The sequence below is a fragment of the Veillonella sp. VA141 genome (assembly GCF_003992175.1).
Taxonomy (GTDB): Bacteria; Bacillota; Negativicutes; order Veillonellales; family Veillonellaceae; genus F0422.
In genome coordinates this window covers 120,363-146,759 of record NZ_RQVM01000005.1, presented here as the reverse complement: position 1 = coordinate 146,759, position 26,397 = coordinate 120,363, and the positions used below count along the sequence as shown (strand labels likewise).

Sequence of the window (26,397 nt, the reverse complement as noted above, 5' to 3'; positions counted from 1 at the left end):
TTATACTAATTTATCTATCAAATCCACTCCGAAACGTTTTCAATTAGCCCATTTAGTTATGTTTTTTGTAAATATTTCTCATTTTTATAATGAGCTACGTATATAAATTAGGTTTATTAGCATATATTTCTATCGCTCAACAAAGGGTACATATAAGTCTACCTATATACGTATAACCATTACATACTCTTATAAGTTGATCCATTAAAGAGTATTATAGTCCTTTCTATTTTAAAATCACATGAGTGTCAATACATAAAATGCCTAATGAGTACTAGATACGCACTCATTAGGCATCAAAAATAATCATTTACATTACATCATGGATGTATTGAATAAGATAATATTAGAATTTATATGTTCCTTGAATTCTTGTATAATTTCCTAGTTTAAAGTTTTCTCCACCATACAATGTATCACGTTGTCCAGTCGCTTTTGCATCAAATGTGTAGAATGCTTCTAGTAAGAAATCCTTACGAGGCACGTAACCGCCACCTACGGTAAAGCTACTAATGCCATCTAGGTAGCGATCTGGCACAGAACCACTGCCATTACCACCAAAGAATGAGCCATGATCAAATCGTTTATAATCGATAAAACCATTCCAACTACCTGCACGTTTATAGTCAGATTGACCAATATCAAAACGTACTACCCAGAAGCTTGGATTTCCACCCATTGTACGACCAGTTGGTGTAAAGTTAATACTACCTGGAACATAGTTATACACGGTGCGTCCATTCATAAATCGACCAAAGTCAGTTCTGTTTTGACCGTAGTCAAAGGATACAGATGCATTACCTGTACTATATTTTGCCCCAATACCTACTACATTAGCCACACCTTTGAAAGTTGTACTTGATGTACCTAAGCCACTAGCAAATTGTACTGTGTTTGTATCATTGCCCATAGAACGCAAGTACCACGCAGTAAGGCCTAATTGTTTACCTACCATATGGCGTAATTGTACGTATCCTGCTCGTTTAATCGGTGGAATTACATCACGTTGTAGTACGATACCTTCCGCTGGAATGATAGCGCCAGTGTATGGAGTGAAAGCTTCTCGTGGTAATTTACTATGTCCATCTGTTGCTTCTAAAGCACTTACAATTTCATTGAAATATTGCGCTACAAGATATGGATACATGTCAGATTGATATGTTTTAGCAATAGATGATTCACCAGGAGTACCGATAGCAAGGTAATTCATTTCATAAAGTTTATCGCCTATGTTATCTAACAAGCTACTCTCTGCCTCAACTTTTACTACCCCTGCATTAAATGAGTTTTTAGCAATCGCTTCTGCTTGCTCTTGATAACCTTTTAGGATGGATTCTTTATTCGCTTTAAACCATTCTTTTAAAAATTCTTTTTTATTATTTCCCAAAACCTTCATATCAGTTAATTTTAATTTAAAGATAGGGTTATCTAAGTTTGCACCACTCGGACTGATTGCTTTAGTAAAGGAACTTTCCTTATCTGGCCCATCCACTACAGGTTGATCATCTGGTCCATATACTAGTTCTCCATCATCATCATACTTATAGCTTTTTTCTTTACCAGTTAGTCTATAAGTTATTTCTGGCAACTTAATCGGAACCGTAATTTCTTCATCCGCCTTTTTAGCTACATTATATTTCTTAAAGCCTTTATCATGTCCATATGCTTTAAGGACAATCTCTTGCATACGTGCTACTACATCATATTGGGCATCGATATTGGCATCTAGTTTAGCAGTTACTTCTTCAAGTTCTTTCGTTTTAGCTTCAATATCTTTACGATACTGCTCTTTCTTTTCAGGTGTGTCGGCAATGTATTCATTATCCATTTCATCCTTCAACGCAACAATATCGCTAGCAAATGTTACTTTTTTCTCACTTAAGGATTTGTAATCTCCTTGTAAGGCTTTTAACTGTTGATAGAAATTAATCGTATTCGGCGCATCTTTCACAACTTTTTCAATTTTTGCACCACCTACTAATTTTTTCTCTTCTTCAGAAAGACCCGTGTAATCAAAAGTTGTTCCTACGAATTCATCCACAGTTGGAGGACGTTTGAATTTAGTGAAAATTGCATGGGTGTATGCAGAATCTTCAATACCTGTACTATGACGGAAATCACCATAACCAATACGCACTTGATCTTTATCGCTAGTCCAAACACTGCGTAGTCCATCAAATTCCTTATTAAACCAATAGCCGGTCATACCAAATTTCTCAGTCAATCGACCGACACTGAAATCCCATTTAGCATGATGGTTTGTGACATCTATTGTTTCTAAACGGCTATGAGAAAGTCCTTTAGACCCTGTTGTGACATGCGATGCATCGACGCCTTCTTGACCTTGTGCTGTAGCTACTACTTTTACATTCGTATGATCGCCCACACGAGCATCAACACCTAAGCGTAAGCGACTATGGAAGCCATGTTCATTTTTATCTTGTAAGTTTTTCAATGCTCCATCACTAATTGAACTTACTGCTGTCACACGGTTTGCTGGTCTATCACTGCCTAAGTGACTGTCACCACCAAAGCGGATATCTCCCACTACAGTAGCCCCTTTTTCTCGATTTTGGTCAAATTGAGATTCTAATACTGACGGCGTTAGAGCTTCTTGAGCTTTAGATGCACCATGTTCTGTGATTGGAGTTGTTCCATTCATTGCTACAGCCTTCGCATCAGTATGTTTAGAAGTACTAGAACCATCGGAACCAAATTTTAAGTTCATACCAAATCGGAACTGACGTCCTTGTAGAGCACGATCATCATCACGATGGTTGAATACATTGTTCATGCCAAAGTATACAAGAGAGTCTTTATCGATTTTTTTCTGTACAATCATATTCCAAATACCATAGGTTTTCTTCTTGTACATATCCGCTGTTTTTTTCGTATTGAACTCGTACGTGATAATAGACTTATCGTTATTTTCTGGATTTACCTGTGATGTAATATAGTTACCACCACCAGCAACAGAGTTGCTATCTAACATACCATAGTAGTAATCAGTCCAAATATTGCCACTCCAGCCACTTACTTTATCTTCTAATTCCAATCCTAAATCGAGTTTATGCATTGGTTTATCCAACAATCGTTTCGGCATATCTGGATTTGTTTTATTTACTGCATCTAAATATGTATAACCTACTTTCAATTTCGCATGGTCATTCAACCGTTGTTTGACTTCCAACTCAACACCATTGACACGAGCTTTTCCGATATTGCGGAATGTATAAAGCATATCTGGTGCATGCGCATATTTTGTAGCACCAAAATAAGTACTTTCATCTAAATATGGATAGAAATCCATTAAATGTCCAGTATTAGCAATGGTCATATAGTTGCGAATTTGATTGCGGAAAGCCGTCAATTTCATATAGGTATTTTTATTTTCTCCTTCAAAGGAAATATCTATATTTTTCGACTTTTCAGGTTTTAATGTTGGGTTGCCAATCCAATACCAACCTAAACGAGCACGTCCACCAGACAATGGAGCCACATTCGTTACCGTAGGTCCAAACATTTCCCAGTTATAGTATAATTCACCCATACCTGGCTCTGTATAACTAGTACCAACATTGGCTTTCAACCGACGATGTGCATTCCCATTGACATTGTGTGTAACACCCATATTGAAAGTCATATGAGACCCAAATAAATCACTATGATCTAAACGTACAATTGGTTGTAACAAAGTATCTTTGTTGATTTGCCATGTGTCTTGCAAGAAGAAGTGCTGTTTCCGTAATCTTGCACTACCCATGGTTTGTTGGTTAATGCGTTTATTGTATTCATCTTTGAAATGACCGCCATTAAATTGAGGTCGTACAATTTTGAAAGACGGATCTTCCATGTAATAGAATAAAGCTAAATAATCTTTATTTATTACAGGTGGTTTGACCCCATCAATGGTTTCAGTACCTTGATGACCTGGTCCATATTTAGCAATCAGTTCTTTATTGTACGGAATTTCATTTAATTTATCATTAAATGCCTTGAATCGTTTCAATGCTTCTGGGTTACGGGATTCCATATTGTTTGGTGTATATCCAGAGTTATACACAAGTCCATGGAATGCAGCTGGATCTAATCCTGCTTCTGGGTCAAGATAGTTTTTGAAATCTTCATAGGTAAATTCTGGTATACTTGTTTTATCTGTATGATCATAACCATACCACTCTTTTTCTTTATCCCAACGTAATACGCCTTCTTCATTTTCTTTGAAAGAATGACGATAGATTGTACTCTCTGGTTTACCATGTTTTACAGCTAAACTTTTATCATAGTCCCATGGATCAATGTTTCTAACCCATGTATGAGGTGCACTTTTTAGACGGCTACCTTCGCCACTTTCAGTAGTATATCCAAAACCATAAGAAAGTAAGTGATTATCATTAGCCTGTGTGTCTCCAGTGATATTAAAGCTCCATTGTTTATGGTCCACATTGTCCACATAGTTCAATGTGTTTTTACCTTCATAATTACTACGACCATACTCACTTGTTAAGGTTACATCATCTTCTTTTGTACGAGTATAGTTTAATTCAACCTTCCAATTGCTTTTTTCATCTTGTCCTGCATAGGAAAGGTTACTTTTATTTCTATCTAAATCACGTTTGTAATGAACTTGTGGTTCATCTTCGGAGTTTGTACGTTTTACAAAACGTTCTAAATCTTCGTTATAACGGTCTGTTGTAAAGGTAAACGAATTATTTTGATTCACATCATAAATTGCAGACAATCCTAAATTGGAGTTTGTCCCATAATATCTTAGGGAGTTTTTAGGAAATTGTTCATTGACAGTAGCGTTACCAAATGGAACTTCTTTTCTTTCTTTTGCAGCATATACAGGAACGATATCACGTTTACTACCATGAATATTGACACGTAATTTACCTTGTTGACCAGAGTCAGCACGCATAAAGAAGTTACTATATGGGAACAAACCTTGATCGCCACGGGAACGAATGCTTTCACCATTGATACGGATATTCGCATTTTTATTTGGTTTATTCGTAATTACATTGATAACACCACCAATAGCATCGGATCCATATTTTGCACTCGCAGCGCCTTGGATAATTTCTATACGTTCTACATTTTCTGTACCTAGTCGTTGTAATTCATCACCTTGACCTTGGTATTTTGCAAATTCACCCATCACTGGCTGCCCATCTACAAGAATTAATGTATGACGAGGTTCAGCACCACGAATCGATACACCGACACGACCCATGCTGTCCACTGTACGACTCACACCAGCTTGTGTAAATACAATATCTTCCACAGATTTAGCCTGTTTTTGTTCAATATCTTTTTTAGTAATGATTTGCACTTGTTGAGAGTTATATTTTGCTTCTTCTTGTGCACGGTCTGCTGTAACAAACACAGATCCTTCTGCCTGTACAGGTGCTAATCCACCAAGTAGATACCAAGAACAAGCCATCCAACTCATGACTGCACCAGTAAGTAAACGTTTCTGATACGGCTTAGAATAATGCATAGCATTCCACCATCTTCCTATAAATACAAATAAATTTGATAATATTAATCATTTGTATTATAGACCTAATCAATTATCACATCTACTCCATATGGATTTCAAATGCTCCATTTGATTCACGAATTGTAAAATTATATTTATATTTTAAACTATAAGTTCATGATATATACTTAGATCATATCTAACTTTCATGATTATATATTTATATTTCATTGACACTTATCACAGTTGAGATTATAATAATAGTAAGTATGAATAGGGAAAATAAGTATTCATGCTTTTGGGTATATTCTAGTTTTAGGTAAGGAGAATTATTATGAAGTTCTTTTCTAAAAGCGCTATGGTTGCAGCATTAGCCGTAACTGCAGCTTTCGGCGTTTCTCAATCTACTGATGCGGCGTACATGTTAAACTCTGAAGTAAAAGATGCAACTCCAGCATTACAAGAAGCTGCTTCCATTGGTGTTCGTACATATGAAAATCCAATGATGAAAAACGCAATGAATAAAGATGCTATCGTAGTTATGTCCTTTGGCACTACTTTCAAAGATACTCGTGCAAAAACAATTGATGCAACAATCAATGAAATCAAAGCACAACATCCAAATGTTAAAGTAGTCACTGCTTTCACATCCCATATAATTATTGATCGCATTAAAGCCCATGAAGGTATTACATACCCTACTCCAGAAGAAGCATTAGACCAATTAAAAGCTGATGGATACACTCGTGTTGCTTTAACAACATTAAATATGATTCCAGGTATGGAATATAACTATGCTGGCGCTGTATTCAACCATCATAAACAAGATTTCAAAAAAATGACATTAGGTTTACCTTTAATGTACTGGATGGGACAAGAAGAACAACGCGATGATATTGAACAAGCATTAAAAGCATACTCTTCCCAATTCCCTATGATCCAAACAAAAGATTCTGCTGTATTGATCATGGCTCATGGTACTCCAGATCCATCTAATGCGTACTATGCAGTAATCCAAGATCGTATCGATTCCATGGGATTCCAAAATACATACCTTTACACAGTTGAAGGATGGCCAAACCTTGAAACAGTAATCCCTCAATTAAAAGAAAAAGGTATCAAACACGTTACATTAATGCCATTAATGATGGTAGCTGGTGACCATGCAAATAACGATATGGCTGGTGACGAACCTGATTCACACAAAAGCATCCTTATGAAAGAAGGATTCACTGTAGATACTTATATCCATGGTGCTGGTGAAAACCAACAAATCCGTGATATCTTTGCTGAACGTGCTTCTGAAGCATATGATGCATTAGTAAAATAATCGCAATCACAATAGTATAGTATTAAAATTTAGGGGGATACGATTCGTATCCCCTTATTTGAAAGTTAAGACCCATGAAAACATATTTAAAAATTTGTAGTGCTGTTCTACTCTCCACTTCTCTTTTACTAGGTGGATGTACGAAAACAGGTCCTACTACAACAGAAACAACTCGTACTGTATCTTACCAAGATCAGTCCTACACAATTCCTACTAACCCATCCAAGGTGGTAGCGCTATCTAATTCTATTTCCAAAATGATCTATGCTGTAGGTGGCAAAGCCATCGCTCGTGTTGAAAGTAATGAAAAATTACCTAGTGAAATTGAATCATTACCAAGCATAGGCCATACAGCCAATCCTAATATGGAACAATTAGTAGGATTACATCCTGATTTAGTATTGGGTTTACCTAGCCAACATGAAAAATTTAAAGGGCAGCTAGATAGCAATAATATTCCATCTATTCTAATTAATTACGATGGCATCAATGATAACATTCCACTATTAACATTATTGGGCAATATTTTCCATACAGAAGATAAGGCCAAATCTGTCATCGAAGATTACAATAAAAAAATCGATACAGTGAAAGCCTCGATTCCAAAAGACAAACCAGTCAAAGTTGCTGTATTACGAGCTACTGGTAAATCGGTAACAGCAGAAACTCCACTAGCAATCACGGCATCTATGGTTCGTGAATTAGGCATCACCAATGTAGTAGAACAACATTTGAAAGATAATGTGACTTCTAAAACAGTGCCTTATTCCTTAGAAACATTAACAGTAGATAACCCGGACATAATCCTTGTTGTTACCATGGGTAAAAAAGATGAAATTAATGCAACCTTTGCCAAAGAAATGACTAGCAATCCAGCTTGGAATCAATTACAAGCTGTGAAAAATGACAAAGTTATTTTCTTACCAGCCCAATGGTTCTTATTGAATCCAGGACTAGAAACACCAGAAGCTATGGCTGAATTAGTTAATATTATCTATGGTGTGAAAGTACAATTATAAGCGATAAAATGCATGCTAACGTATATAGTAACCTATATACTGTATAGCATGCATTTTAATTTGCAACTCTATCTTCTCAACAGTTATTTCTTCATGCAGTACCAATCCAACCATATCCTTGCACTGCCATATCTATAAAGTGATTCATGAGCAATGTTCCAAAGAGCGAATCGACCCTAGAAGCAAATCTCTAATGTTTACCTCACAATATACATCTCTACTTCTTTGACTTATCTCCTATTCTTTTCATTTCTATCTTATTTAATTTTTCAAGTGATAACATTTGATTTCTTGCAAGCTTTCTTAGTTCTATCATTCTTTCTTTTTGTTCTAAACCTTTCTCAATGAGGATTGCATTGTAACTTTCCATATTAGCTAAAACTAATAATTCATTTAAGGTTGCATAATCTCTCATATTACCTTTAAAGTTTTTATTTTCATCTCGCCACTGTTTAGCCGTTTTATCAAATAAGGAAACATTTAACATATCTGCTTCACTTGCATATTTATAACCTAACTGACTGTCCGTTAAATCATTTAGTAAATATATTTGAATAGCATCAGTATGAATTTTATAGTTTATTTTTGATATTTCACGATGTAAATTCCAAGTGAGTGATAATTTTGAAGTTTCATCTTCTTTTAGTCTTTGGTAATCTTTAATGATATAAAGTTCAAATTCAGCTGAGATCCAAGAAGCGAATTTAAAAGCAATATCTTTATGTGCGAACGTACCACCACCTCTACCAACTTTTACAAATAAGCCTTTGGCATTTGTAGTCGTTGCCCATTTCTGTGGAGATAATGTAAAGGCATTGCTACCTGCTTCTTTTAAAAACCCCTCGAATTCGAGGGGGTTAAATTCTGGATTATTTAACTTCTCCCAAATTCCTAAATTTTACAATCATCTAAATATTAGATAACTCTAAACAACACATAGATTATTTATTTTAAGAGTTTAAATTTGTAACGTTATTGTATCATACAATTATTGATTTATATACTAACACCATCAGTACATCTCCCAAATCACAAAAAATCGACATAGCCATGGTTATGACTATGCCGATACACAAAATGATAGCTCTCTTGTTAAGTTTTGCTCAAGTACTACAATAACCCCTGTATGCGTATATAAGGAAACTCCCCTACTTCTACATCTGTTCTAACAGCAAATACTTTTTCTAGTAATTCTTCTGTCATCACATCTTTTGGTGTTCCATCGGCCAAGATATGACCTTGATAGAGTACACCGACTCGATGGGAATATTGTGCGGCCTGGTTCAATTCATGAAGAACCATTACAACTGTTAACCCTTCACGGCGATTTAAGCCTTGTAATAACTCCATAATCTCCAACTGATGATTAATATCTAAATATGTGGTTGGTTCATCTAAAATCAATACCTTCGGCTCTTGAGCTAATGCCATGGCAATCCATACACGTTGCCGTTCCCCACCAGACAAGGAAGATACTAGCTGATTCCGCAAATGGCTCACTTGTGTGGCCTCTAAAGCAGCATCTACTACTTCTTTATCATGAGACCCTTGTTGCTTCCACCAAGATTGGTAAGGGAATCGACCACAGTTGACGAGTTCTTCTACTAACATATCTTTTGGGATAGATGGTACTTGTGGTAAGAATGCCATATATCTAGCTAATTCTTTATTAGAATAGACCTTTGCTTCTTTCCCTGCAATTTGGATAGTTCCCGTACTTTTAATAGCACTAGTAATAGCATGTAATAAGGTACTTTTACCACAACCATTAGGGCCGATTAAGGTAGCGATTTCACCTTCGTACACAGTCCAATCGATGCCTTTTAAGACTTCTTTTTCACCGAAGGAGACACGACAATCTTTCACAGAAATTACTGGTTTCATTAGTCATCCCTCCTCAATAAATACAAGAAGAATGGAGCCCCGAAGAAGGCCATAATAATGCCTACTGGAATTTCAATAGGACTAAATATAGTGCGCCCTACAGTATCACTTATGACAAGAACAAAAGCTCCTAAGAAGGCAGATCCTGGCAATAAGAAGCGATAATCTGTGCCCAACATCATGCGTGCAATGTGCGGAATAATCAATCCTACGAAACCAATTAAACCCGCTACTGAAACGGCACTGGCTGCTAATAATGCTGCCACAGCAGTCATCATAAACCGTGTTTTTTCAACAGCTAAGCCTAAACTGCGTGCTGTTTCATCACCTAAGCTGAGTATGGTCAATCGTTTTGCCCCTAAGAAAGCAAATATCAAGCCCCCTATGGTATATGGAATTAAGACATACACTTGTGGCCAACTACGAGCGGCAAGACCGCCTACCATCCATAATAGAGCCCCTTGTACACGATCTCCATAGAATACGAGAAGGGCAGATATCATGGACCCTAGGAATGCTGCTACGGCTACCCCAGCCAAGATAATACGACTTGGACGTATACCCTGTTTCCAGGCTAAGGCATACACAAGTATGGCCGCTGTCAAAGCGCCAATAAAGGCAATAAATGGCACCGCATATTCTAGGTAAGGAAATAAAATTAATACTATGACACCAGCTAATCCTGCGCCTGAGGAAACCCCTACAATTTGCGGATCTGCTAATGGATTTTTCATAACTGCTTGTAAGATAGCACCTGCTACAGCTAGATTCGAGCCTACTAGGGCCGCGACTATATTTCTCGGCAAGCGAATGTTCCATATAACTAGTGAGTTCGTATCAGATAATGTGGGAGACCACAATGTATGCCAAATTTGAGCCAATGTAGTCTGGGCGGACCCAAATACTAATGATAAGATGAGGGCAGCAATCGCTGCTGCCCCAAACACTAGAACGAGAAACATACGCCATGCATTGCGTGTTTGACTCGTTCTATTCATTATTTCTTTTCTTTTCCTTCAACAAATAACATGTCGTTACGTTTTACATCTGTGTAGAACAATGCGTTAACAACGGATGCAGCAATGGAGCTACCACCTTTGTTACCTTGAATTGTAATGTAAGGAACTGGAGATACTTCTGCCAAATAATCTTTAGATTCTGCAGCACCTACGAAGCCTACTGGAATCCCGATGATTAAAGCAGGACGAATACCTTCTTCTAAGGCAAGACGCAATACTTCGTATAAAGCAGTTGGTGCATTACCAATTGCCACGATTTGGCCTTCTAACTGTTTACCGAATGTACGCATCGCAGCAATAGAGCGTGTTACGCCTAATTCTTTTGCCATTTCAGCCACTTTTTCGTCACGAATTAAGCAATGTGCTTCACTGTTATGAAGTTTCAATGCTGGTTTAGAAATACCTGTACGCACCATTTCTACGTCAGTGTAAACATGAGCGCCATTGTTAACAGCTGCAATTCCTGCCGCTACAGCACCTTCACTAGTACGGAATAATTTTGCATATTCTACGTCACCAGATGCATGAATGGTACGAGATACCACACGAATTTCGTCCTCAGTAAATTCCATATCTTTAACATATGGATAGATAATTTCCATACTTTTATCTTCAATTGCTTTAGGGTTTTTAATGTAATCCATCGTAATCCTCCCATAGGGTTTTAAATTCTTCTACTGTTGAAATCGTCACTGCTCCTTTCGCCGGTGTTGGGCGATCGATAACAATGACATGAACATCTAAATCGATAGCAGCTTGTAACTTAGTGTCTGAACCTCCTACAAGGCCAGAGTTTTTCATGACTACTACTTCTGCTTTTGTATCTTGGAACATGACCTTATTCATGTCATAAGAAAATGGTCCTTGCATAGCAATGGTATATTTAGGTGATACTCCCAAATCTTCCATCATTTGTAGCACTTCCGCCGTCGGTAATACACGGGTCCATACTTCTTTATCTTGTAAAGCTTCAGACTTGGCAAAGACATGCATCGTCTTACTACCTGTTGTAAGATATACCACCTTACCTAGTTCACCTGCTAAAGTAGCTGCCTCTTCTTCATTGCTCACATGATGTAATTTATCATACTCTGGCAATGGCACTTCTTTCCGTTCAAATCGAATGAAAGGAATTTCCATATCTGCGGCAGCTTCGCGAGCTGTGGCGGTCACAATCGCCGCATAGGGATGGCTCGCATCAATGAGCATCGTTATGCCTTTATTTTGTATGAGAGCTTTCATCTCCTCTAAATTCAAGCGTCCTTCATGGACTTCAATGCCTGGATGGGATGCTAATTGTGCCCCGTATTGGCTAACCACAGACACCAACACAGGTAATCCTGTATGCTCTTGTACTGCTACCGCCAAATTACGGCCATCTAGCGTACCCGCTATGACCCAAATCACAGTTTATATCCTCGCGGCGTAATGATTTTACCATTTTCCACATACGTTTGGCTGTTACCAATGATAACTAATGTTTGCATATCGATTTCTTCTTTGTGGAAATGTTCTAAATCAGAAATAATAATATGTTGACCTACACGACCTGCTTTTTGGACAATGCCTACTGGCGTTTTAGGGTCACGATGTTGCAATACTAGTTCACGTACTTCATCTAAATGTGTGACACGTTTTTTACTGCGTGGGTTGTATAAAGCGATAACCATATCACCTTCGGCACATAGAGCTGCACGTTTTTTGATTAAGTCCCATGGTGTCATCAAATCGCTCAAGCTAATAACAGCAAAGTCATGCATCAATGGAGCACCTAACACAGCTGCTGCCATGTTTACAGCACTTAAACCTGGTACGATATGTACAGGAGGGCGTTTTTCCTCTGCCACTTTATTAGCCAATTCGATAACAAGTCCAGCCATACCGTACACACCAGGGTCACCACTGGATACTACCACCACTTTATAACCTTCTACAGCTAAATCCACTGCTTGTTGGCAACGATCTACTTCTTGCATCATGCCTGTTCCTACAGTGACTTTGTCTGCTACAAGGTCTTTAATCAAATCTAAATAGGTAATGTAACCTACTACACGGTCAGCTTGTAGAATCGCTTCGCGTGCTTCTGGTGTCATGAATTCTGGGTTACCAGGTCCGATTCCGATGACTTGTAATGTACCTGTGCAATGGCTACGGTTGTTCTCGGAAATATTGTTTTGTGTTGCAGTAGCTCCTGCCCCTGCGCTAGTAATAGTGCTGTCGTTTCGCATACGTTTCCTACTCCTATTGTTTGTTTAACAAAATTTGATTCAATAATTTGTGCCTCTTCAATACAAGGGGCCATTTCTTCTTGTGTATAAAATTGAATAGGCCATTTGAGCTCTTCCATGGCTTCCAATAATCCTATTTCATCGGCTTTTACGATAACTGAGGCCGCTCCCTTAACACTTAATGGGGATCGTCCTACATTTTGCAATGATTCTGCTACAGCTGAAAGTATCAATTCTTTCGGTGTATCACGGCGACATCCGATGCCCACCGTCATAGTCGGTGGTCGTAGCACCAGTGTAACACCTATACAATCAATAGTTCTATCTGTAATGACAACCTTTGGCTCATCCCCCCATGGGAATGCTTCCTCTGGATGAAAGAGAACATAGTCCACTTGATGTGCTTGTACAGCCCTTTCAAAGTCATCTGCTAAAGTACTATCCAAATAATATTTAACAGCATCACCATTGACGATAGATGCATTCACCTTGATAAGCATAGAGAAGTCTTCTACCTTGGCGCCTATCTTACGAGCCAATACATCTGGTGCGGGCAACTGATTTACGTCTGTAGCTGTCGTAATCACCGGCGTAGCGCCAGTAATCATTGCCACTTCGCTAGTCCATTCATTGGCACCACCTAGATGTCCAGATAATAGGCTAATCACAAAGTGACCACCTTCATCTATCACCAAGATAGCTGGATCTTCCGATTTATGCTTGATGAAAGGTGCAATCATACGCACTACAATGCCTGTGGCCATAATGAATAAGATACGGTCATAGTCTTTCCATAACTGTTCTATATGCATTTTCAAAGAAGAAAAGGATATGGCTGTGTCTCCACTTTCGCGCTCTACTTTTTCATAACAGTCCACCACATGTTCCTGTATATAGGCACTGCGTACTTGTTGGCCTAGTTTAGCCCCACGTTTTGTAACAGATACGATAGCAATCTTCATTACTTAGCATCTCGATACATATGAGCAAAGCCTTTGTCATAGAGTTTAGATAATTCATAATCTGTATCCAGTACACGGCTTACTACAATCATAGCTTGGCGGATAACGCCTTCTTCTGCCACCACATCAGCAATCGTTTCTAAAGTACCACGAATGATGCGTTGGTCTGGCCAAGATGCTTTCACAACGATAGCCACTGGTGTCGTTTTATCGTATCCACCTTCAATTAATTCTGCTGCCACTTTATCAATCATTTGTACAGATAAGAAAATGCACATAGTAGCGCCATGGCTAGCCAACATAGATAATTTTTCTTTTTCTGGCATTGGCGTTCTGCCTTCCATGCGAGTGATGATCACAGTTTGGGTTACATTTGGCAATGTGTACTCTTGTTGCAAGGCTGCTGCTGTTGCTAAGAAGGAGCTTACCCCAGGTGTTACATCATAAGTGATCCCCATTTCTTTCAAAGCATCCATTTGCTCTTGGATCGCTCCATAGATAGCTGGGTCACCTGTGTGTAAACGCACTACCGTTTTACCTTCTGCCACTCTAGCTTTTGTGACTGCTAATACATCATCTAAGCTCATAGACGCAGAATTATGTATTTCACAGCCTTCTTTACAAGCTTCTAAAATTGCTGGATTCACCAAGGAACCTGCGTAGATGACTACGTCTGCTTCTTGTACTAATCGATATCCCTTACGAGTAATTAACTCTGGATCGCCAGGACCTGCGCCTACGATATGTACTTGTGCCATATTATGCCTCCTGTTTTACTGCAGTTACGATAAAAATAGGGCTCAATGGATTTAACAAATGGTACGGGCCAGCCTTTCTAAAACGGCTCACTTGCATTTGAAACCCTTCATAAGTATACGGTCTACCTTTTAGTTCTTTTAAAATGGTATATCCTGTTTCCATAGTCACAGCGGTTACTACAAGACGACCTCCCACTTTTAACAACCGTGTGGCTTCGTCCATAATCGTCCCCATACCACCAGCGCTACCACCGATGATAACAGCGTCTAATTCTGGTAAATCTTCCATACCTTCTGGCGCTTTTGCCTCAATAATTGTTAAGTTTTTCACGCCAAATTTTTCTTGATTTTGGCGAATTAAATCTGTCGCTTTTTCAAAGCGTTCAATCGCATACACATGTCCTTTAGGAGCTCCTAAAGCGGCCTCGATAGAAATCGAACCTGTACCGGCCCCTACATCAAGGACAACGCTATCTTCTTCAATGCGAGCTTCATTCATGACAACCATGCGAATTTCTTTTTTCGTCATCGGCACATCGCCACGAATAAATTCCTCGTCTTCAATTCCAAAAAAATGTCTCATCCTAATACCACCATTACGGAGTGGCCAAAGCCCTCCAATGTCTGTAATTCTTCTAATGTACCGCGTTCAATACGCTCATCTTCATAACTCAATCGTTCACAGGCTGCCGCTTTTGTATCCTTCGGCCAACCATGCTCTTCGATTAAATATCTTGCAATATAGGCAGGATTTTGTTCAGGATCTGTTAAGAATCCTAATTTACGTCCTTCTGCATAATACAAATCTTTTTCCTCTGGTCGACGACCGTGAAAGCTCATTAAATCTGCATTGTGCCATACTTCTCCAAGTCTAGCAAAAGCAAATGTCATGGAACTAATACCCGGCGTCACATCGATAGGATTGTTAGGGAATTTAGTTTTTAAGTATGGCAATAAAGAATAATATCCTGTATCACCGCTGACTAAGACTACAATGTCATTGGATTGTAGTTGCTGTCCCATCCACTCTGCCATAGGTGCTAGTTTCGCAATAGGAAAGGTTTCCTGACCTGGCTGAGCAAAATCTTCTAATGCTCGCTCACTTCCTACCAGAACTTTAGCCTGCTTGATTAGATGTAATCCTCTAGGTACTACATACTCTGGGTTCCCAGGGCCAATACCTACGACATACAAGGTATGTGCCATGATTCTTCTACTCCTATTTTCTTCGCTACCTCATCGATGGCTAGTATAGTGCCATCTAAGGTAGATATGATAATGCCAACCTTTGCATCTTGCGCAATATAACGCATAGAGCGCAAAGACGCTCGATCCGCTACGCGCTGGTAAATGCCCTCCAAGTGTTCTCGTTCGATAATTGGCATGGCAGCCTCTGTTGTGCGACAGTCCATCAATTCTTCACAAACTTCTCTAGATGCCCCTTCTAAGGCCGCATAAGCTACAATCGTTTCCATACGTCCATCACTCATACGATTATGGGTATGAAAGCTACCGCTAGCTAATTTAATAATTTTGCCAATGTGACCAATGATAAGGATATTTTTAAATCCAATTTTGACACATTGTTCTAACATAAAACCAATAAAATTACTTGTTTCTGCCATTTGATTGATAGAAATTCCTAGTTGTTCTTTTGCGATCTCTTGACCAATACGCCCCGGCACCAGGATGGCCGTTGTATAGCCTGCTTCTTTCATGACACGCAATTGCGGCACTAGGGAGTTTTTGAACCCTTCTTCACTCATTGGTTTTACAATACCTGTTGTACCAATGATGGAAATACCACCTTCAATACCAAGAGTGCCATTCAAGGTCTTTCTAGCTAAGGTCTCCCCCGCTGGTACGGATACTTTCACATGAATGCCCATGCCCTTTGGTACGAGCTCTTCGAACACATAGAAAATCATCGTTCTAGGCCCGGGATTGATAGCAGGTTCTCCTACAGGTAAGGCTAGACCCGGCTTGGTCACTATACCCACTCCAAATCCAGCTTCATACGTAATATTTCCCGATTGATTTAATGTTACCGTGGTCACAATATCTGTACCATGTGTGACATCTGGGTCATCCCCACCATCTTTCACAACGGTTACCATAGCCTCAGTAGGCGATATTACTTCTACCTTCGCAATAGGCACAGTAATGAATGCATCTTGAGGATTTCGTATAGAAACTTGATCTACAATTTCTTCTTCAATGAGAGCAAGGAGTCCAGCTTTTACCCCTGCTGTTGCACAGGAACCAGTGGTGTATCCACCACGCATATCTTCTACGTTCATAGTCCCTCACATGATAAAATAGGAGCATCCATTGGGTGATGCTCCTTTATTTAATTAAGATCGGAAATTCACAAATTGTAATTCCACAGGTAAATCTTGTTCACGAAGCATAGTAATCACTGCTTGCAATTGATCTTTATCTTTTCCCGCTACACGTACTTGGTCTTCCATAATTTGAGCCGTCACTTTTAATTTCATATTTTTAATTAATTTGACAACATCTTTAGCCACCTCTTTAGAGATACCATTCTTAATAGTCACAACTTGACGTACAGTGCCACCAGATGCTGGTTCGATTTTACCATACTCTAAATTTTTAATGGCTACATTACGTTTTACCATTTTACCTTTTAGGACATCGATAATGGCTCCTAATTTGTACTCGTCATCACAATGAATTTTAATGGTATCCCCATCATGTTCTATATCTGCTTTGCTATTACGGAAATCATAGCGTGTACCGATTTCTTTCTTCGCTTGATTTACTGCATTATCTACTTCTTGCATATCCACTTCGGATACAACATCAAATGAACAATCTTTAGCCATATAAACCTCCAATACATATTTACATGAACAGTTTAATTATACCCTACTTCCCTTATATTTTCTACCTTTGTAGTACCTTTTATTATAGCTTTTAGGAATGTAGTATACGTTAAAAAAATACCTAATGAATACAGCTTTGATTCCTCTATTCATTAGGTATCTTATCATCATGATATAAACTTATTTTACACCGTCTTTAGTGCGTTCGAAACCTACTTGCTCTGCAGCGATTTCATATAAAGCAATAGATACAGGATTTTCTGTTCCTACTTCACCTACAAGGGATGGATCTCCATCTGTCAATTCACGAGCACGCTTAGCTGCTAATGTTACCAACGTGTATTTGCTGTCCACCTGTTTTTCTAAATCTTTTAAATGCGGTTCTACCATCATAATGAAAGTCTCCTTTATCTACTTACTATATTATTGTTGTCCTTGTTCATTGCTATACCGTTTATAAATATATTGAATCTTTTCTTTGTTACGGCTAATCTTGCATGTTTCAGCCCGTAAGATAGAAGCTGTTCGTTCAATGGCATCTTCCAAATCGTCATTCACCACAATGTAGTCATAACGATGTGCTAATGCTAATTCTGAACAAGCTAAAGATAAACGTTTATGAATCACTTCTTTATCATCCGTACCACGACCATGCAGACGAGATGTTAACACATCTAAGGATGGCGGCACAACATAAATAAAGACAGCATCGCTGTAAGATTCTTTTACCTTCATAGCTCCTTGAATATCAATCTCCAAAATCACACTCTTGCCTTCTTCTAGTAAGTTCATGACGTGCTCTTTCGGTGTACCATAGTAATTATCGTACACTTTTGCATATTCTAAGAATGCATCTTCTTTGATTAATTTTTCGAATGTATCTACATCTCGGAAGAAATAGCTAACGCCCTCTTCTTCCCCTACTCGTGGTTGACGTGTGGTCATTGATACAGAATAGACCAAGTTTGGCATTTGTTTACGGAGTTCTGCACAAATCGTGCCTTTTCCTGCCCCAGATGGTCCTGAAATGACGATTAATATTCCTTTATCAGACATGATAACTCCAATACTACTTACACATTATTCTTTATTCTATATTCTGAATTTGCTCTCTTACTTTTTCTAACTCTACTTTCAACTGTACAACTGTATCTACAATTGTAATTTCATTCCCCTTAGATCCCATTGTATTGACCTCACGGTTCATTTCTTGTAACAAGAAATCTAACTTGCGTCCAATAGGTCCTTCTTCCTCAAGGATTTCCTTTAATTGTACCACATGTGAGGCAAATCGGGCAATCTCTTCTGAAATATCTACTTTATCTGAAAGTATAGCCACCTCTTGCATAAACCGTTCTTCTTGAAAATCTACGCCCACTTTATCTAGCATAGTTTGGATTCTTTGCAATAATCGCTCTTCATGGTGCGCTAAGGCTACATCTCTTCGACTTTCCATATAAGCGAATAATGTTTCAATCCCTTGTAAGCGTTTCGTAATATCCTCTTTCATCGCTATGCCTTCTTTGGCACGCATTGCAAGAACACCGTCAATGGCCAACTTTGTTGCCTCTTCTAAAGATCGTCCCATCGCCTCTTCATCAGTAGGCGGTTCTTCTACAGAGATCCAATCCGAAGAAATGGACATAATTGCCGATAGAGGAACCTCTTTCACATCTGCATAGAATCCTTCATCTACCAAAAATTGTTTAATCTGTCCACATAAGGCACGGTTCATAGATAATTCTTTCTCTTGCTCGCCGGACTCTTTGTATAAAATAGACACCTCTACCTTACCACGTTGAAAAGCAGATTGGATTAGGCGTCGAACTTTGTCTTCAAAGATATTAAATTGTTTAGGACTTTTAATTGTAATATCACAATATCTTGTGTTTACCGTTTTAATCTCTACTTGGAAACTTCCTGTTTCTGTAGTCACTATGCCGCGACCAAAGCCTGTCATACTGTTCATGGATTTACCTCGCGCTTCCGTTCTATTTCTTACCTTTCAGTATAGCACGGTAAGAGTAAAAATAAAACGTTTTATTTGCTCTAATCTATATCTACCATAATGTTAATATAGCTAGAAATTTTATTTCACTGCTAATTCAAATATGCATTATTCTTCTCTTATATATCGCTCTCAGTGAAACATTAAGTTTAACGATGTCTCTATTCATCTATATTTTGGGTGTCATACCTTTAATTCAAAACCTACCTATATCTCCTAGTACTAGATTAGTGTATACTAGTATAGTGATAGTTTTTAAATTTTTCTCTTACTAATAGATAGTATAAGAATATGGTATCCTTAGTAAGGTACCATGTAATGCCAATCATTTTTGTAATCTTATAAATAGCTATGTCTTTTGTATAATATCGAAGTATGATTTCACTGATACGTTACACTTTCAGATATAACAATACACCTATAATGAAAGGATTCCCATGAATTTAGATGGTTTAACCTTGTCTGTATTAATACGAGAACTGAACGACCAAGTTGGTAATGGTCAAATTCAACGTATTCAGCAGATTGATAAAACAAGTATACTTTTAAAAATCAATACACCTACCACAAGTCCATACTTAGTGATTACTGTAGGCAGTGCTCCATCCATCTATATAACAGACAAGATTGTAGATGCTCCCAAGGAGCCCACATCTCTTATAATGTATTTACGGAAATACATTGAAGGAGCTCGTATCACAAATATTGAGCAACTACACGGAGACCGTATCATCCGCATCACCGCCGACAAATTAGGCTTAGATGGTTCCATCCTTGTAAATGAAATCTATGTAGAACTAATGGGCAAATATTCCAACTGTATATTTGTGCAAGATGGCACCATTTTAGAATCCCTTGTTCATGTCACACCACTTATGAATCGTGTTCGGTCAGTAGCTCCTAAATTACCTTACGAGCTACCTCCTAATACATCTCGTGTGGATCTTATGCAGTTCTCCGGTCCGGAGATAACACAATTACTCCAATCTTTTTCACAAGACACAGTGGGCAATACCATTCGTCATATCTTCAATGGCTTTGGTCCTGTCCTATTAGATGATCTATGTTATCGTATGGGGCTAACTCCTACGACACCGATGACAGCGGAGCTCATCAATAGCATCACCGAAGGACTTACTAATTTGCAATCCCAACTTCTTAGGGCACAAGGATTATTGCAATACACCACGGCTACTGGTAAACGTTTGTTAACGCCTATTCCACTCTGTGAAAGTTCTCCCCACACCATTGTTGATACTATCCAGTATCCAACAATTTCTGAGGCCCTTTCACAGGATGTGGCAAAGCTAGGAGCTATTCATACAGCAGGAAAAGAGTTAGAAAAAATTATCTCCGCCGCTATCAAAAAAGAGGAAGGTCGTCACGAAAAAATAAAAGCTGAACTAGACGACACATCCAAAGCGGATATGTATAAATCCTATGGGGATTTGCTCATGATTTATAGCTACTTGCCCCACCACTATGAATCGGAAGTGACAGTACAAAATGTATTATCTGACTCGGCTGAAGATATTACAATCCCATTGGATCCCCCATTATCCATTACAGAAAATGCGCAGGCCTATTATAAACTATATCGTAAGATGAAAAATCGTACAAAAAATGGTCAATACCGACTAGAACAAAGCTCCATGCGCCTTTCTTATTTGGAATCCATTCAATACAGTTTATCTTTGGCCACGACCAAACAGTCTGTTCAAGAAATTCGCAGTGAATGTGAAAGTGCAGGCATCTTGCGTCAATCTAAAAAGCCGATTCCTTTCAAGATTAAAAAAGACAATTTCTTGCATTTTACCATTCCTAATGGTGACGTATATGTAGGGCAAAACAACCAGCAAAATGAGTACCTTACCAACCGTTGGGCTAAACCTAATGACCTATGGTTACATACACAGCATATTCAAGGATCTCATGTTATCTTACGTTCAGATATAGAACCAGATATTAAAATGATTGAAGCCGCTGCGCAAATCGCTGCGTACTTTAGCAAAGGAAAAGATACATCTAAAGTAACCGTGGACTACACCTTAGTGAAGCACATTAAAAAGCCACCTGGATCTCCTTTGGGATATGTCATATTTAATACCCACAACGACATTGTGGTAGAACCGAAAGTACCTAAGGGGTATACAGAAAATCACTAGTTTATCTTATGTACAAGTTTGAATATTCCTTTGTAATCTAATGGTAACCAATGATTTTAACAACATAATCAAAATATAGAAAAGGCTGTAAGCATTCATATCGTTTGCTTACAGCCTTTTTATTATTCTAATTCATATCGTATGAACTTCACTATCACTCTCGTACATCAGACTATATTCAGGTTCTTTTCCATCTATATAATCTAAAAAATATTTTAGAGGGTTAGATATTATCCAAATTATAGCACAAAGATGATAGTTTAACGAGTTATATATAATAACTTAATAGTTTATCCCAATACATCCGCCATGGCTTTCACTGTTCGTTCGATGGCGATATCTATGGTCTCTTTATCAATGGTTAAAGGGGGATTAAAGTAAATGACATTCCCCAATGGTCTAAGTAGTAATCCTCTATCTAATGCTTTTTTGTAGATTTGATAGCCCATGCGCAAGGAGCCATCAAAGCCTTCTTTTGTTTCTTTATTGGTAACAAGTTCGATGGCATTTATTAATCCCATACAACGGATTTCTCCTACATTGGGGTGATTCCCCAAGGCTTTCACTAAAGCATCATGTAAATAGTTACCCATTTCCTCAGCTTGTTCCAAAATATGTTCATCTCGCAACGTATCTAGTACTGCCAATGCTGCGGCACAGCCCAATGGGTTACCACTATAGGTATGACTATGCATGAATGCTTTCATCGTATGGTAATCATCGTAGAAGGCCTGATAAATTTTTTCAGCTACTACTGTAATTGACATCGGCATATAGCCACCAGTCAATGCTTTAGAGACAGTCATAATATCTGGAGAAACTCCTGCATGATCAAAGGCAAATAACTTGCCTGTACGACCAAATCCTGTGGCAATTTCATCAGCAATCAGTAACACTCCATAACGGTCGCACAGTTCACGTAGTTTACGTAGGTATTCTGGCGGATACATTTTCATACCTGCACACCCTTGAATCAACGGTTCTACAATCACCGCTGCTAATGTGGAACCATGCTCTGCGAAATCTTGTTCCATATGCTCAAAACATTCACAGGAACAAGTTTCACGAGTTTTATCATAAGCACAACGATAACAGTCTGGTCCTTGAGTGTGAACAGTTTGATCCATCAACATTGGCTTATAAATTTCAGCAAACAAATCCATACTGCCTACCGATAAAGCACCAATGGTTTCACCATGATAGCTCTCACTGAGGCATAAAAATTTCTGACGCTCTGGGTGACCTGTTTGATAGTGATATTGGAACGCCATTTTCAAAGCACATTCTACAGCACCAGACCCATTATCACTAAAGTGAAACCTTGTTAGTCCTTCTGGTACTACTTCTTTCAATCGTTCGGACAAAGTGATAGCCGGACGATGACTAAAGTTAGCAAAGATAACATGTTCCAGTGTATCTAATTGGTTTTTAATCGCCTCATTGACCTTTGGATGGCAATGACCCAATAAATTACACCACCAAGAACTGATAATATCTATGTATTCTTTTCCATCTACATCATATAAATAGCAACCTTTTGCATGGTCGATTACAATGGGTGGCAATGTTTCATAATCTTTCATTTGAGAACATGGATGCCAAATTAATTCTAAATCCTTTTTTGCCCAATCTTTCATGTGTATACCTATACCTCTCTTATAATTATCTAATTATGCATGAGGATTCACAACATCCTCGTAACAATTTAACATAGTGTCCACATCCATATGCAAGGATGTTTCACCTGGTCTTATTCGATCTAAGACAGGAATCCCTGTCAATCGTTCTATCATTATACAATTATCTTCTTCCATAGGATTTCCTGTATATTGATTTACGATAATTCCTTTTACGGAAAAACCTTTGGATTGCAAATAATGGATTGTTAACACTGTACTATTAATCGTGCCAAGTGCTGCGGTAGCTACCACAATGGTTGGCAGGCCTAAATCTTTTACTATATCTTCTAGCATATATAGCTCTGTATCTGTTACATATAGAGGACAAATTATTCCCCCACTACCTTCTACAGTTGTATAAGCATGTGACCTAGCGACGTTACAGAAATTTTGGTTCACTACGGTTCTATCGATAATTTTTCCTTCATGACGAGCCGCTAAATGGGGAGATACGGCCTCATCAAATACATAAGATAGTAAACTTTCATCCTCCTGTGAAAGTCCTGCCACTTGTTTTACATAGCCTGCATCGCTTTCAGAAATGCTAGGAGCTCCACTAACCGCTGCTTTATAATATGCCACATCATGGCCAGCTTCATGAAGTTTTTTGAGCCATAAAGCAGTGATATATGTTTTACCTACATCTGTTCCTGTACCTAATATATAAAGGCCTTTTGGGCTTTGATTTGTTGTCATGATTTTATCCTTTCCTACATTATTCATCACCTATGTGACTTTTACAAATATCAACATAAGGTGCATACCAACGTGTATATGCACCTTATATCACATCTGTTATGTATACTATCGTTTTAAAATCGGAAGTAATCGTTTTGCAATCACTGCTGCCAAGATACAAAGGAAAATATCTGGAATCACTGGCAATGCAAAACAGTAGATAAATAATACATCTAGTCCAATTGGTTTTGCTAAGTATAGATCCATAATTTCATATAAGTAGACCATGCCTAAGGCATATACTATAGCTAAATTCACAAAAGAAGCGGTTAACAATGTTTTGAAAGTCACAACTGTTGCTTTTTCTATCATACGACCCGCCATAAAAGCACCAATAGCAAAGCCTACAAGATAGCCAAAGGTAGGTTTGAAGATGTACATAAATCCACCACCTTCAGTAAATACCGGCACCCCTACAAGACCAAGAATGATGTACATCGCCACACTCATACCGCCTAATCGACTTCCCAAGATTAAACCAGCTAATGTGGTAAAGAGCAATTGCAAGGTAAATGGTAAATTAGGAATAGGAATCTTAATAAATGCCCCTACTGCTACCAAAGCCACAAATAATGCGGTCATCGTAATTTGTCTTGCACTCATCGCTCCTGTTACATTTGTTTCTTCTTTCATGATAGGACCCTCCCTTGAGCCACAACATAAGATGATAAAAAATGTCTTTCAAGTAGTATTAAAACACTATTGCTTTTTATTGTCAACTCCAATATAATTACTAGGAGTTTACAATAAAAAGAAACGACCTATCCTATCATATATCATGATAGATAGATCGTTTGTATATTATTAGATACATCAAAGATTTATAACTATACTATACTAAATATATCCAAAAGTTAATACTTCCTCCACGGGGTTGTAAAGATTTAATGACTGCACGCTATTTATTTGCAATTAACCGTTCCACCACAGGAATTTGAGCCGTATCTTCTTGTTTCCACGTTAAAGGCACCACAGATATATATCCTTCTTTGATATGTCCCACATCGGTTGGTTTATCTTCCTTATGGAATCCTTGGTCGCCTACAATCCAATAGTACTCTCTACCCTTAGCATCTTGGCGCACATCAATGACATTCGTATACTCTTGAAAGCCTTGATGGAATACTTTCACTTGCTCCCAACCAACAGGGCCTTCTTTTAGGAAATTGACATTTAACAACCCTTCATATTTTCCTTTTTCGTATATAACTCTGATAAAGTCAGTAATAAAAGGCAATATTTCCTCCATACGTTTGACGGTATATTTCTCAAGAGATAAAGCCAAAGATGGAATATCGTACATCAACCCTTCTAATGCGGCACCTACAGTACCTGAATACACCGCATCAGATCCTAAGTTAAATCCATGATTAATACCAGATACAACTAAGTCAGGACGATCATTTTTTAATAAATAAGATAAAGAAAACTTCACGCAGTCTACTGGCGTGCCCTCTACAAAGAGCATTCTTGGGTTGTCACCCTCTTCACTCATCTCTTTTGCTCGAATCGGCACTTGTACCGTTAACGCACTAGATTTTGCACTTTGCTCCACCTTAGGTGCCACCATTGTTACTCGATGGTGCTTTGCTAATTCCTGTGCTAATCCTTGTATAGCTGGGGCCCATAAGCCATCGTCATTTGTTAATAAAATATGCATAGTATCTCCTATCTAATAGTAATATTACATATACTATTGTATAGTAAATTGACTAATATTTCTATATTTGTAAGATTCCGAATATATTTATTTTAGAATTATATCGAACATAAAAACGGCTAGTCCAATCTCAGGACCAGCCGTTACTTTGTTCGATATTATTCTATTATTCTTCAATAGCTGAGATTTTATCCACACGTTTTGCATGGCGACCGCCTTCAAATTCAGTGTGCAACCAAATGTCAACGATATCTAATGCCAAACCTTGACCGATAACACGTTCACCCATAGTGAGTACGTTAGCATTGTTATGCTCGCGACTAGCATGAGCAGAGAATGTATCATGACATAATGCCGCACGAACCCCTTTTACTTTATTCGCTGCAATACCGATACCGATACCTGTACCACATGTCAAAATACCACGATCAAATTCACCAGCTGCTACAGCTTCTGCCAATGGTTTTGCCACATCTGGATAATCCATAGAATCTGTAGAGTAAGTACCAAAATCTTTGTACTCAATACCTTGTTTTTCTAGTAAGCCTTTAATAGCCTCTTTTAAATGAAATCCACCATGATCACAACCAACTGCTACTTTCATTTTGTCCTC

General features: G+C 38.2%; 24 protein-coding genes and 1 pseudogene. 3 read left to right on the top strand and 22 right to left on the bottom strand.

Annotation, left to right across the window (positions count from 1 at the left end; translation table 11 throughout):
• Positions 1-346 precede the first annotated feature (346 nt).
• Positions 347-5,503 (bottom strand): TonB-dependent siderophore receptor, encoded by a 5,157-nt coding sequence (locus EO112_RS06720; RefSeq protein ID WP_240629358.1) that lies wholly within the window; start codon positions 5,501-5,503, stop codon positions 347-349.
• Positions 5,504-5,843: 340 nt separating this feature from the next.
• Between EO112_RS06720 and EO112_RS06715 the strand changes: the two genes are divergently transcribed.
• Entirely contained in the window at positions 5,844-6,815 is a 972-nt protein-coding gene (locus EO112_RS06715) for a sirohydrochlorin cobaltochelatase (protein ID WP_370106697.1), read from the top strand.
• Positions 6,816-6,889: 74 nt separating this feature from the next.
• Positions 6,890-7,834, top strand: coding sequence for an ABC transporter substrate-binding protein (locus EO112_RS06710; RefSeq protein WP_127163543.1), 945 nt, complete (start codon positions 6,890-6,892; stop codon positions 7,832-7,834).
• 217 nt (positions 7,835-8,051) lie between these two features.
• On the opposite strand, the gene EO112_RS08380 is transcribed toward EO112_RS06710, so the two are convergent.
• The 16 genes and pseudogenes from EO112_RS08380 to EO112_RS06635 all read right to left on the bottom strand — a co-directional run bounded on the left by EO112_RS08380 (position 8,052) and on the right by EO112_RS06635 (position 19,503).
• Positions 8,052-8,321 carry a hypothetical protein gene (locus EO112_RS08380; protein WP_240629357.1) on the bottom strand — a complete coding sequence of 90 codons (270 nt, stop codon included), beginning with the start codon at positions 8,319-8,321 and terminating at the stop codon, positions 8,052-8,054.
• 165 nt (positions 8,322-8,486) lie between these two features.
• A pseudogene (locus EO112_RS08375) lies at positions 8,487-8,723 on the bottom strand (KilA-N domain-containing protein); the annotation flags it as partial.
• 221 nt (positions 8,724-8,944) lie between these two features.
• Positions 8,945-9,718, bottom strand: coding sequence for an ABC transporter ATP-binding protein (locus EO112_RS06700; RefSeq protein ID WP_127163541.1), 774 nt, complete (start codon positions 9,716-9,718; stop codon positions 8,945-8,947).
• Positions 9,718-10,680, bottom strand: a complete 963-nt coding sequence (locus tag EO112_RS06695) for a FecCD family ABC transporter permease (RefSeq protein ID WP_370106695.1) — start codon at positions 10,678-10,680, stop codon at positions 9,718-9,720. The genes EO112_RS06700 and EO112_RS06695 overlap by 1 nt, the downstream gene beginning before the upstream one ends.
• A 35-nt stretch (positions 10,681-10,715) precedes the next feature.
• The gene (locus EO112_RS06690; protein ID WP_127163537.1) at positions 10,716-11,381 is read right to left on the bottom strand and encodes a precorrin-8X methylmutase; all 666 of its coding nucleotides are present in this window, start codon (positions 11,379-11,381) and stop codon (positions 10,716-10,718) included.
• A complete protein-coding gene (gene cobK, locus EO112_RS06685; RefSeq protein ID WP_062402572.1) occupies positions 11,368-12,144 on the bottom strand; it encodes a precorrin-6A reductase in 777 nt (258 codons plus the stop codon). Before cobK ends, EO112_RS06690 begins: the two co-directional genes overlap by 14 nt.
• Positions 12,141-12,830, bottom strand: coding sequence for a precorrin-3B C(17)-methyltransferase (gene cobJ, locus EO112_RS06680; protein ID WP_240629359.1), 690 nt, complete (start codon positions 12,828-12,830; stop codon positions 12,141-12,143). The genes cobK and cobJ overlap by 4 nt, the downstream gene beginning before the upstream one ends.
• Positions 12,827-13,927, bottom strand: coding sequence for a cobalt-precorrin 5A hydrolase (locus EO112_RS06675; RefSeq protein WP_240629356.1), 1,101 nt, complete (start codon positions 13,925-13,927; stop codon positions 12,827-12,829). The genes cobJ and EO112_RS06675 overlap by 4 nt, the downstream gene beginning before the upstream one ends.
• The gene (gene cobM / locus EO112_RS06670) at positions 13,927-14,685 is read right to left on the bottom strand and encodes a precorrin-4 C(11)-methyltransferase (RefSeq protein WP_062402564.1); all 759 of its coding nucleotides are present in this window, start codon (positions 14,683-14,685) and stop codon (positions 13,927-13,929) included. The genes EO112_RS06675 and cobM overlap by 1 nt, the downstream gene beginning before the upstream one ends.
• Position 14,686: 1 nt before the next feature.
• Entirely contained in the window at positions 14,687-15,268 is a 582-nt protein-coding gene (gene cbiT / locus EO112_RS06665) for a precorrin-6Y C5,15-methyltransferase (decarboxylating) subunit CbiT (RefSeq protein ID WP_126938775.1), read from the bottom strand.
• Complete coding sequence (gene cbiE / locus EO112_RS06660) at positions 15,265-15,891, bottom strand: precorrin-6y C5,15-methyltransferase (decarboxylating) subunit CbiE (protein WP_127163535.1); 627 nt, start codon at positions 15,889-15,891, stop codon at positions 15,265-15,267. Before cbiE ends, cbiT begins: the two co-directional genes overlap by 4 nt.
• Positions 15,867-16,985 carry a cobalt-precorrin-5B (C(1))-methyltransferase CbiD gene (cbiD, locus tag EO112_RS06655; protein WP_127163533.1) on the bottom strand — a complete coding sequence of 373 codons (1,119 nt, stop codon included), beginning with the start codon at positions 16,983-16,985 and terminating at the stop codon, positions 15,867-15,869. Before cbiD ends, cbiE begins: the two co-directional genes overlap by 25 nt.
• Before the next feature lie 54 nt (positions 16,986-17,039).
• Complete coding sequence (locus EO112_RS06650) at positions 17,040-17,534, bottom strand: YajQ family cyclic di-GMP-binding protein (protein WP_062402554.1); 495 nt, start codon at positions 17,532-17,534, stop codon at positions 17,040-17,042.
• A gap of 180 nt (positions 17,535-17,714) precedes the next feature.
• Positions 17,715-17,927 carry a DNA-directed RNA polymerase subunit omega gene (gene rpoZ / locus EO112_RS06645; RefSeq protein WP_009354099.1) on the bottom strand — a complete coding sequence of 71 codons (213 nt, stop codon included), beginning with the start codon at positions 17,925-17,927 and terminating at the stop codon, positions 17,715-17,717.
• A 30-nt stretch (positions 17,928-17,957) separates the two neighbouring features.
• On the bottom strand, positions 17,958-18,590 hold the full coding sequence (gmk, locus tag EO112_RS06640; RefSeq protein ID WP_127163531.1) for a guanylate kinase: 633 nt from the start codon (positions 18,588-18,590) through the stop codon (positions 17,958-17,960).
• 31 nt (positions 18,591-18,621) lie between these two features.
• Positions 18,622-19,503, bottom strand: a complete 882-nt coding sequence (locus tag EO112_RS06635; protein ID WP_127163528.1) for a YicC/YloC family endoribonuclease — start codon at positions 19,501-19,503, stop codon at positions 18,622-18,624.
• Positions 19,504-19,979: 476 nt separating this feature from the next.
• On the opposite strand from EO112_RS06635, the gene EO112_RS06630 reads away from it, so the two are divergent.
• Positions 19,980-21,707, top strand: coding sequence for an NFACT family protein (locus tag EO112_RS06630; protein ID WP_127163526.1), 1,728 nt, complete (start codon positions 19,980-19,982; stop codon positions 21,705-21,707).
• Positions 21,708-21,997: 290 nt separating this feature from the next.
• Here EO112_RS06630 and bioA read toward each other — a convergent pair whose 3' ends face one another.
• The 5 genes from bioA to rpiB all read right to left on the bottom strand — a co-directional run bounded on the left by bioA (position 21,998) and on the right by rpiB (position 26,388).
• Complete coding sequence (gene bioA / locus EO112_RS06625; protein ID WP_127163524.1) at positions 21,998-23,344, bottom strand: adenosylmethionine--8-amino-7-oxononanoate transaminase; 1,347 nt, start codon at positions 23,342-23,344, stop codon at positions 21,998-22,000.
• A 33-nt stretch (positions 23,345-23,377) separates the two neighbouring features.
• A complete protein-coding gene (bioD, locus tag EO112_RS06620; protein WP_127163521.1) occupies positions 23,378-24,082 on the bottom strand; it encodes a dethiobiotin synthase in 705 nt (234 codons plus the stop codon).
• Positions 24,083-24,190: 108 nt separating this feature from the next.
• On the bottom strand, positions 24,191-24,757 hold the full coding sequence (locus EO112_RS06615) for a biotin transporter BioY (RefSeq protein ID WP_127163519.1): 567 nt from the start codon (positions 24,755-24,757) through the stop codon (positions 24,191-24,193).
• A gap of 265 nt (positions 24,758-25,022) precedes the next feature.
• Positions 25,023-25,784, bottom strand: coding sequence for a 5'/3'-nucleotidase SurE (gene surE, locus EO112_RS06610; protein ID WP_127163517.1), 762 nt, complete (start codon positions 25,782-25,784; stop codon positions 25,023-25,025).
• 166 nt (positions 25,785-25,950) lie between these two features.
• A complete protein-coding gene (rpiB, locus tag EO112_RS06605) occupies positions 25,951-26,388 on the bottom strand; it encodes a ribose 5-phosphate isomerase B (RefSeq protein ID WP_127061067.1) in 438 nt (145 codons plus the stop codon).
• Between the last annotated feature and the right edge of the window lie 9 nt (positions 26,389-26,397).

Bases quoted from the DNA above. Each gene is read 5' to 3' on its own strand.
- cbiD (WP_127163533.1), bottom strand. From the start codon at position 16,985: ATGAACGTAGAAGATATGCGTGGTGGATACACCACTGGTTCCTGTGCA.
- surE (WP_127163517.1), bottom strand. From the start codon at position 25,784: ATGCATATTTTATTAACAAATGACGATGGCTTATGGGCCCCAGCTATA.
- EO112_RS08380 (WP_240629357.1), bottom strand. From the start codon at position 8,321: ATGTTAAATGTTTCCTTATTTGATAAAACGGCTAAACAGTGGCGAGAT.
- EO112_RS06695 (WP_370106695.1), bottom strand. From the start codon at position 10,680: ATGTTTCTCGTTCTAGTGTTTGGGGCAGCAGCGATTGCTGCCCTCATC.
- EO112_RS06710 (WP_127163543.1), top strand. From the start codon at position 6,890: ATGAAAACATATTTAAAAATTTGTAGTGCTGTTCTACTCTCCACTTCT.
- EO112_RS06720 (WP_240629358.1), bottom strand. From the start codon at position 5,503: ATGCATTATTCTAAGCCGTATCAGAAACGTTTACTTACTGGTGCAGTC.
- cobJ (WP_240629359.1), bottom strand. From the start codon at position 12,830: ATGACACCAGAAGCACGCGAAGCGATTCTACAAGCTGACCGTGTAGTA.
- EO112_RS06615 (WP_127163519.1), bottom strand. From the start codon at position 24,757: ATGAAAGAAGAAACAAATGTAACAGGAGCGATGAGTGCAAGACAAATT.
- rpoZ (WP_009354099.1), bottom strand. From the start codon at position 17,927: ATGATGGTAGAACCGCATTTAAAAGATTTAGAAAAACAGGTGGACAGC.
- cobM (WP_062402564.1), bottom strand. From the start codon at position 14,685: ATGGCACAAGTACATATCGTAGGCGCAGGTCCTGGCGATCCAGAGTTA.
- EO112_RS06675 (WP_240629356.1), bottom strand. From the start codon at position 13,927: ATGAAGATTGCTATCGTATCTGTTACAAAACGTGGGGCTAAACTAGGC.
- EO112_RS06635 (WP_127163528.1), bottom strand. From the start codon at position 19,503: ATGAACAGTATGACAGGCTTTGGTCGCGGCATAGTGACTACAGAAACA.
- rpiB (WP_127061067.1), bottom strand. From the start codon at position 26,388: ATGAAAGTAGCAGTTGGTTGTGATCATGGTGGATTTCATTTAAAAGAG.
- gmk (WP_127163531.1), bottom strand. From the start codon at position 18,590: ATGTCTGATAAAGGAATATTAATCGTCATTTCAGGACCATCTGGGGCA.
- bioA (WP_127163524.1), bottom strand. From the start codon at position 23,344: ATGAAAGATTGGGCAAAAAAGGATTTAGAATTAATTTGGCATCCATGT.
- cbiE (WP_127163535.1), bottom strand. From the start codon at position 15,891: ATGGCACATACCTTGTATGTCGTAGGTATTGGCCCTGGGAACCCAGAG.
- EO112_RS06700 (WP_127163541.1), bottom strand. From the start codon at position 9,718: ATGAAACCAGTAATTTCTGTGAAAGATTGTCGTGTCTCCTTCGGTGAA.
- cbiT (WP_126938775.1), bottom strand. From the start codon at position 15,268: ATGAGACATTTTTTTGGAATTGAAGACGAGGAATTTATTCGTGGCGAT.
- EO112_RS06650 (WP_062402554.1), bottom strand. From the start codon at position 17,534: ATGGCTAAAGATTGTTCATTTGATGTTGTATCCGAAGTGGATATGCAA.
- EO112_RS06630 (WP_127163526.1), top strand. From the start codon at position 19,980: ATGAATTTAGATGGTTTAACCTTGTCTGTATTAATACGAGAACTGAAC.
- EO112_RS06690 (WP_127163537.1), bottom strand. From the start codon at position 11,381: ATGGATTACATTAAAAACCCTAAAGCAATTGAAGATAAAAGTATGGAA.
- EO112_RS06715 (WP_370106697.1), top strand. From the start codon at position 5,844: ATGGTTGCAGCATTAGCCGTAACTGCAGCTTTCGGCGTTTCTCAATCT.
- bioD (WP_127163521.1), bottom strand. From the start codon at position 24,082: ATGACAACAAATCAAAGCCCAAAAGGCCTTTATATATTAGGTACAGGA.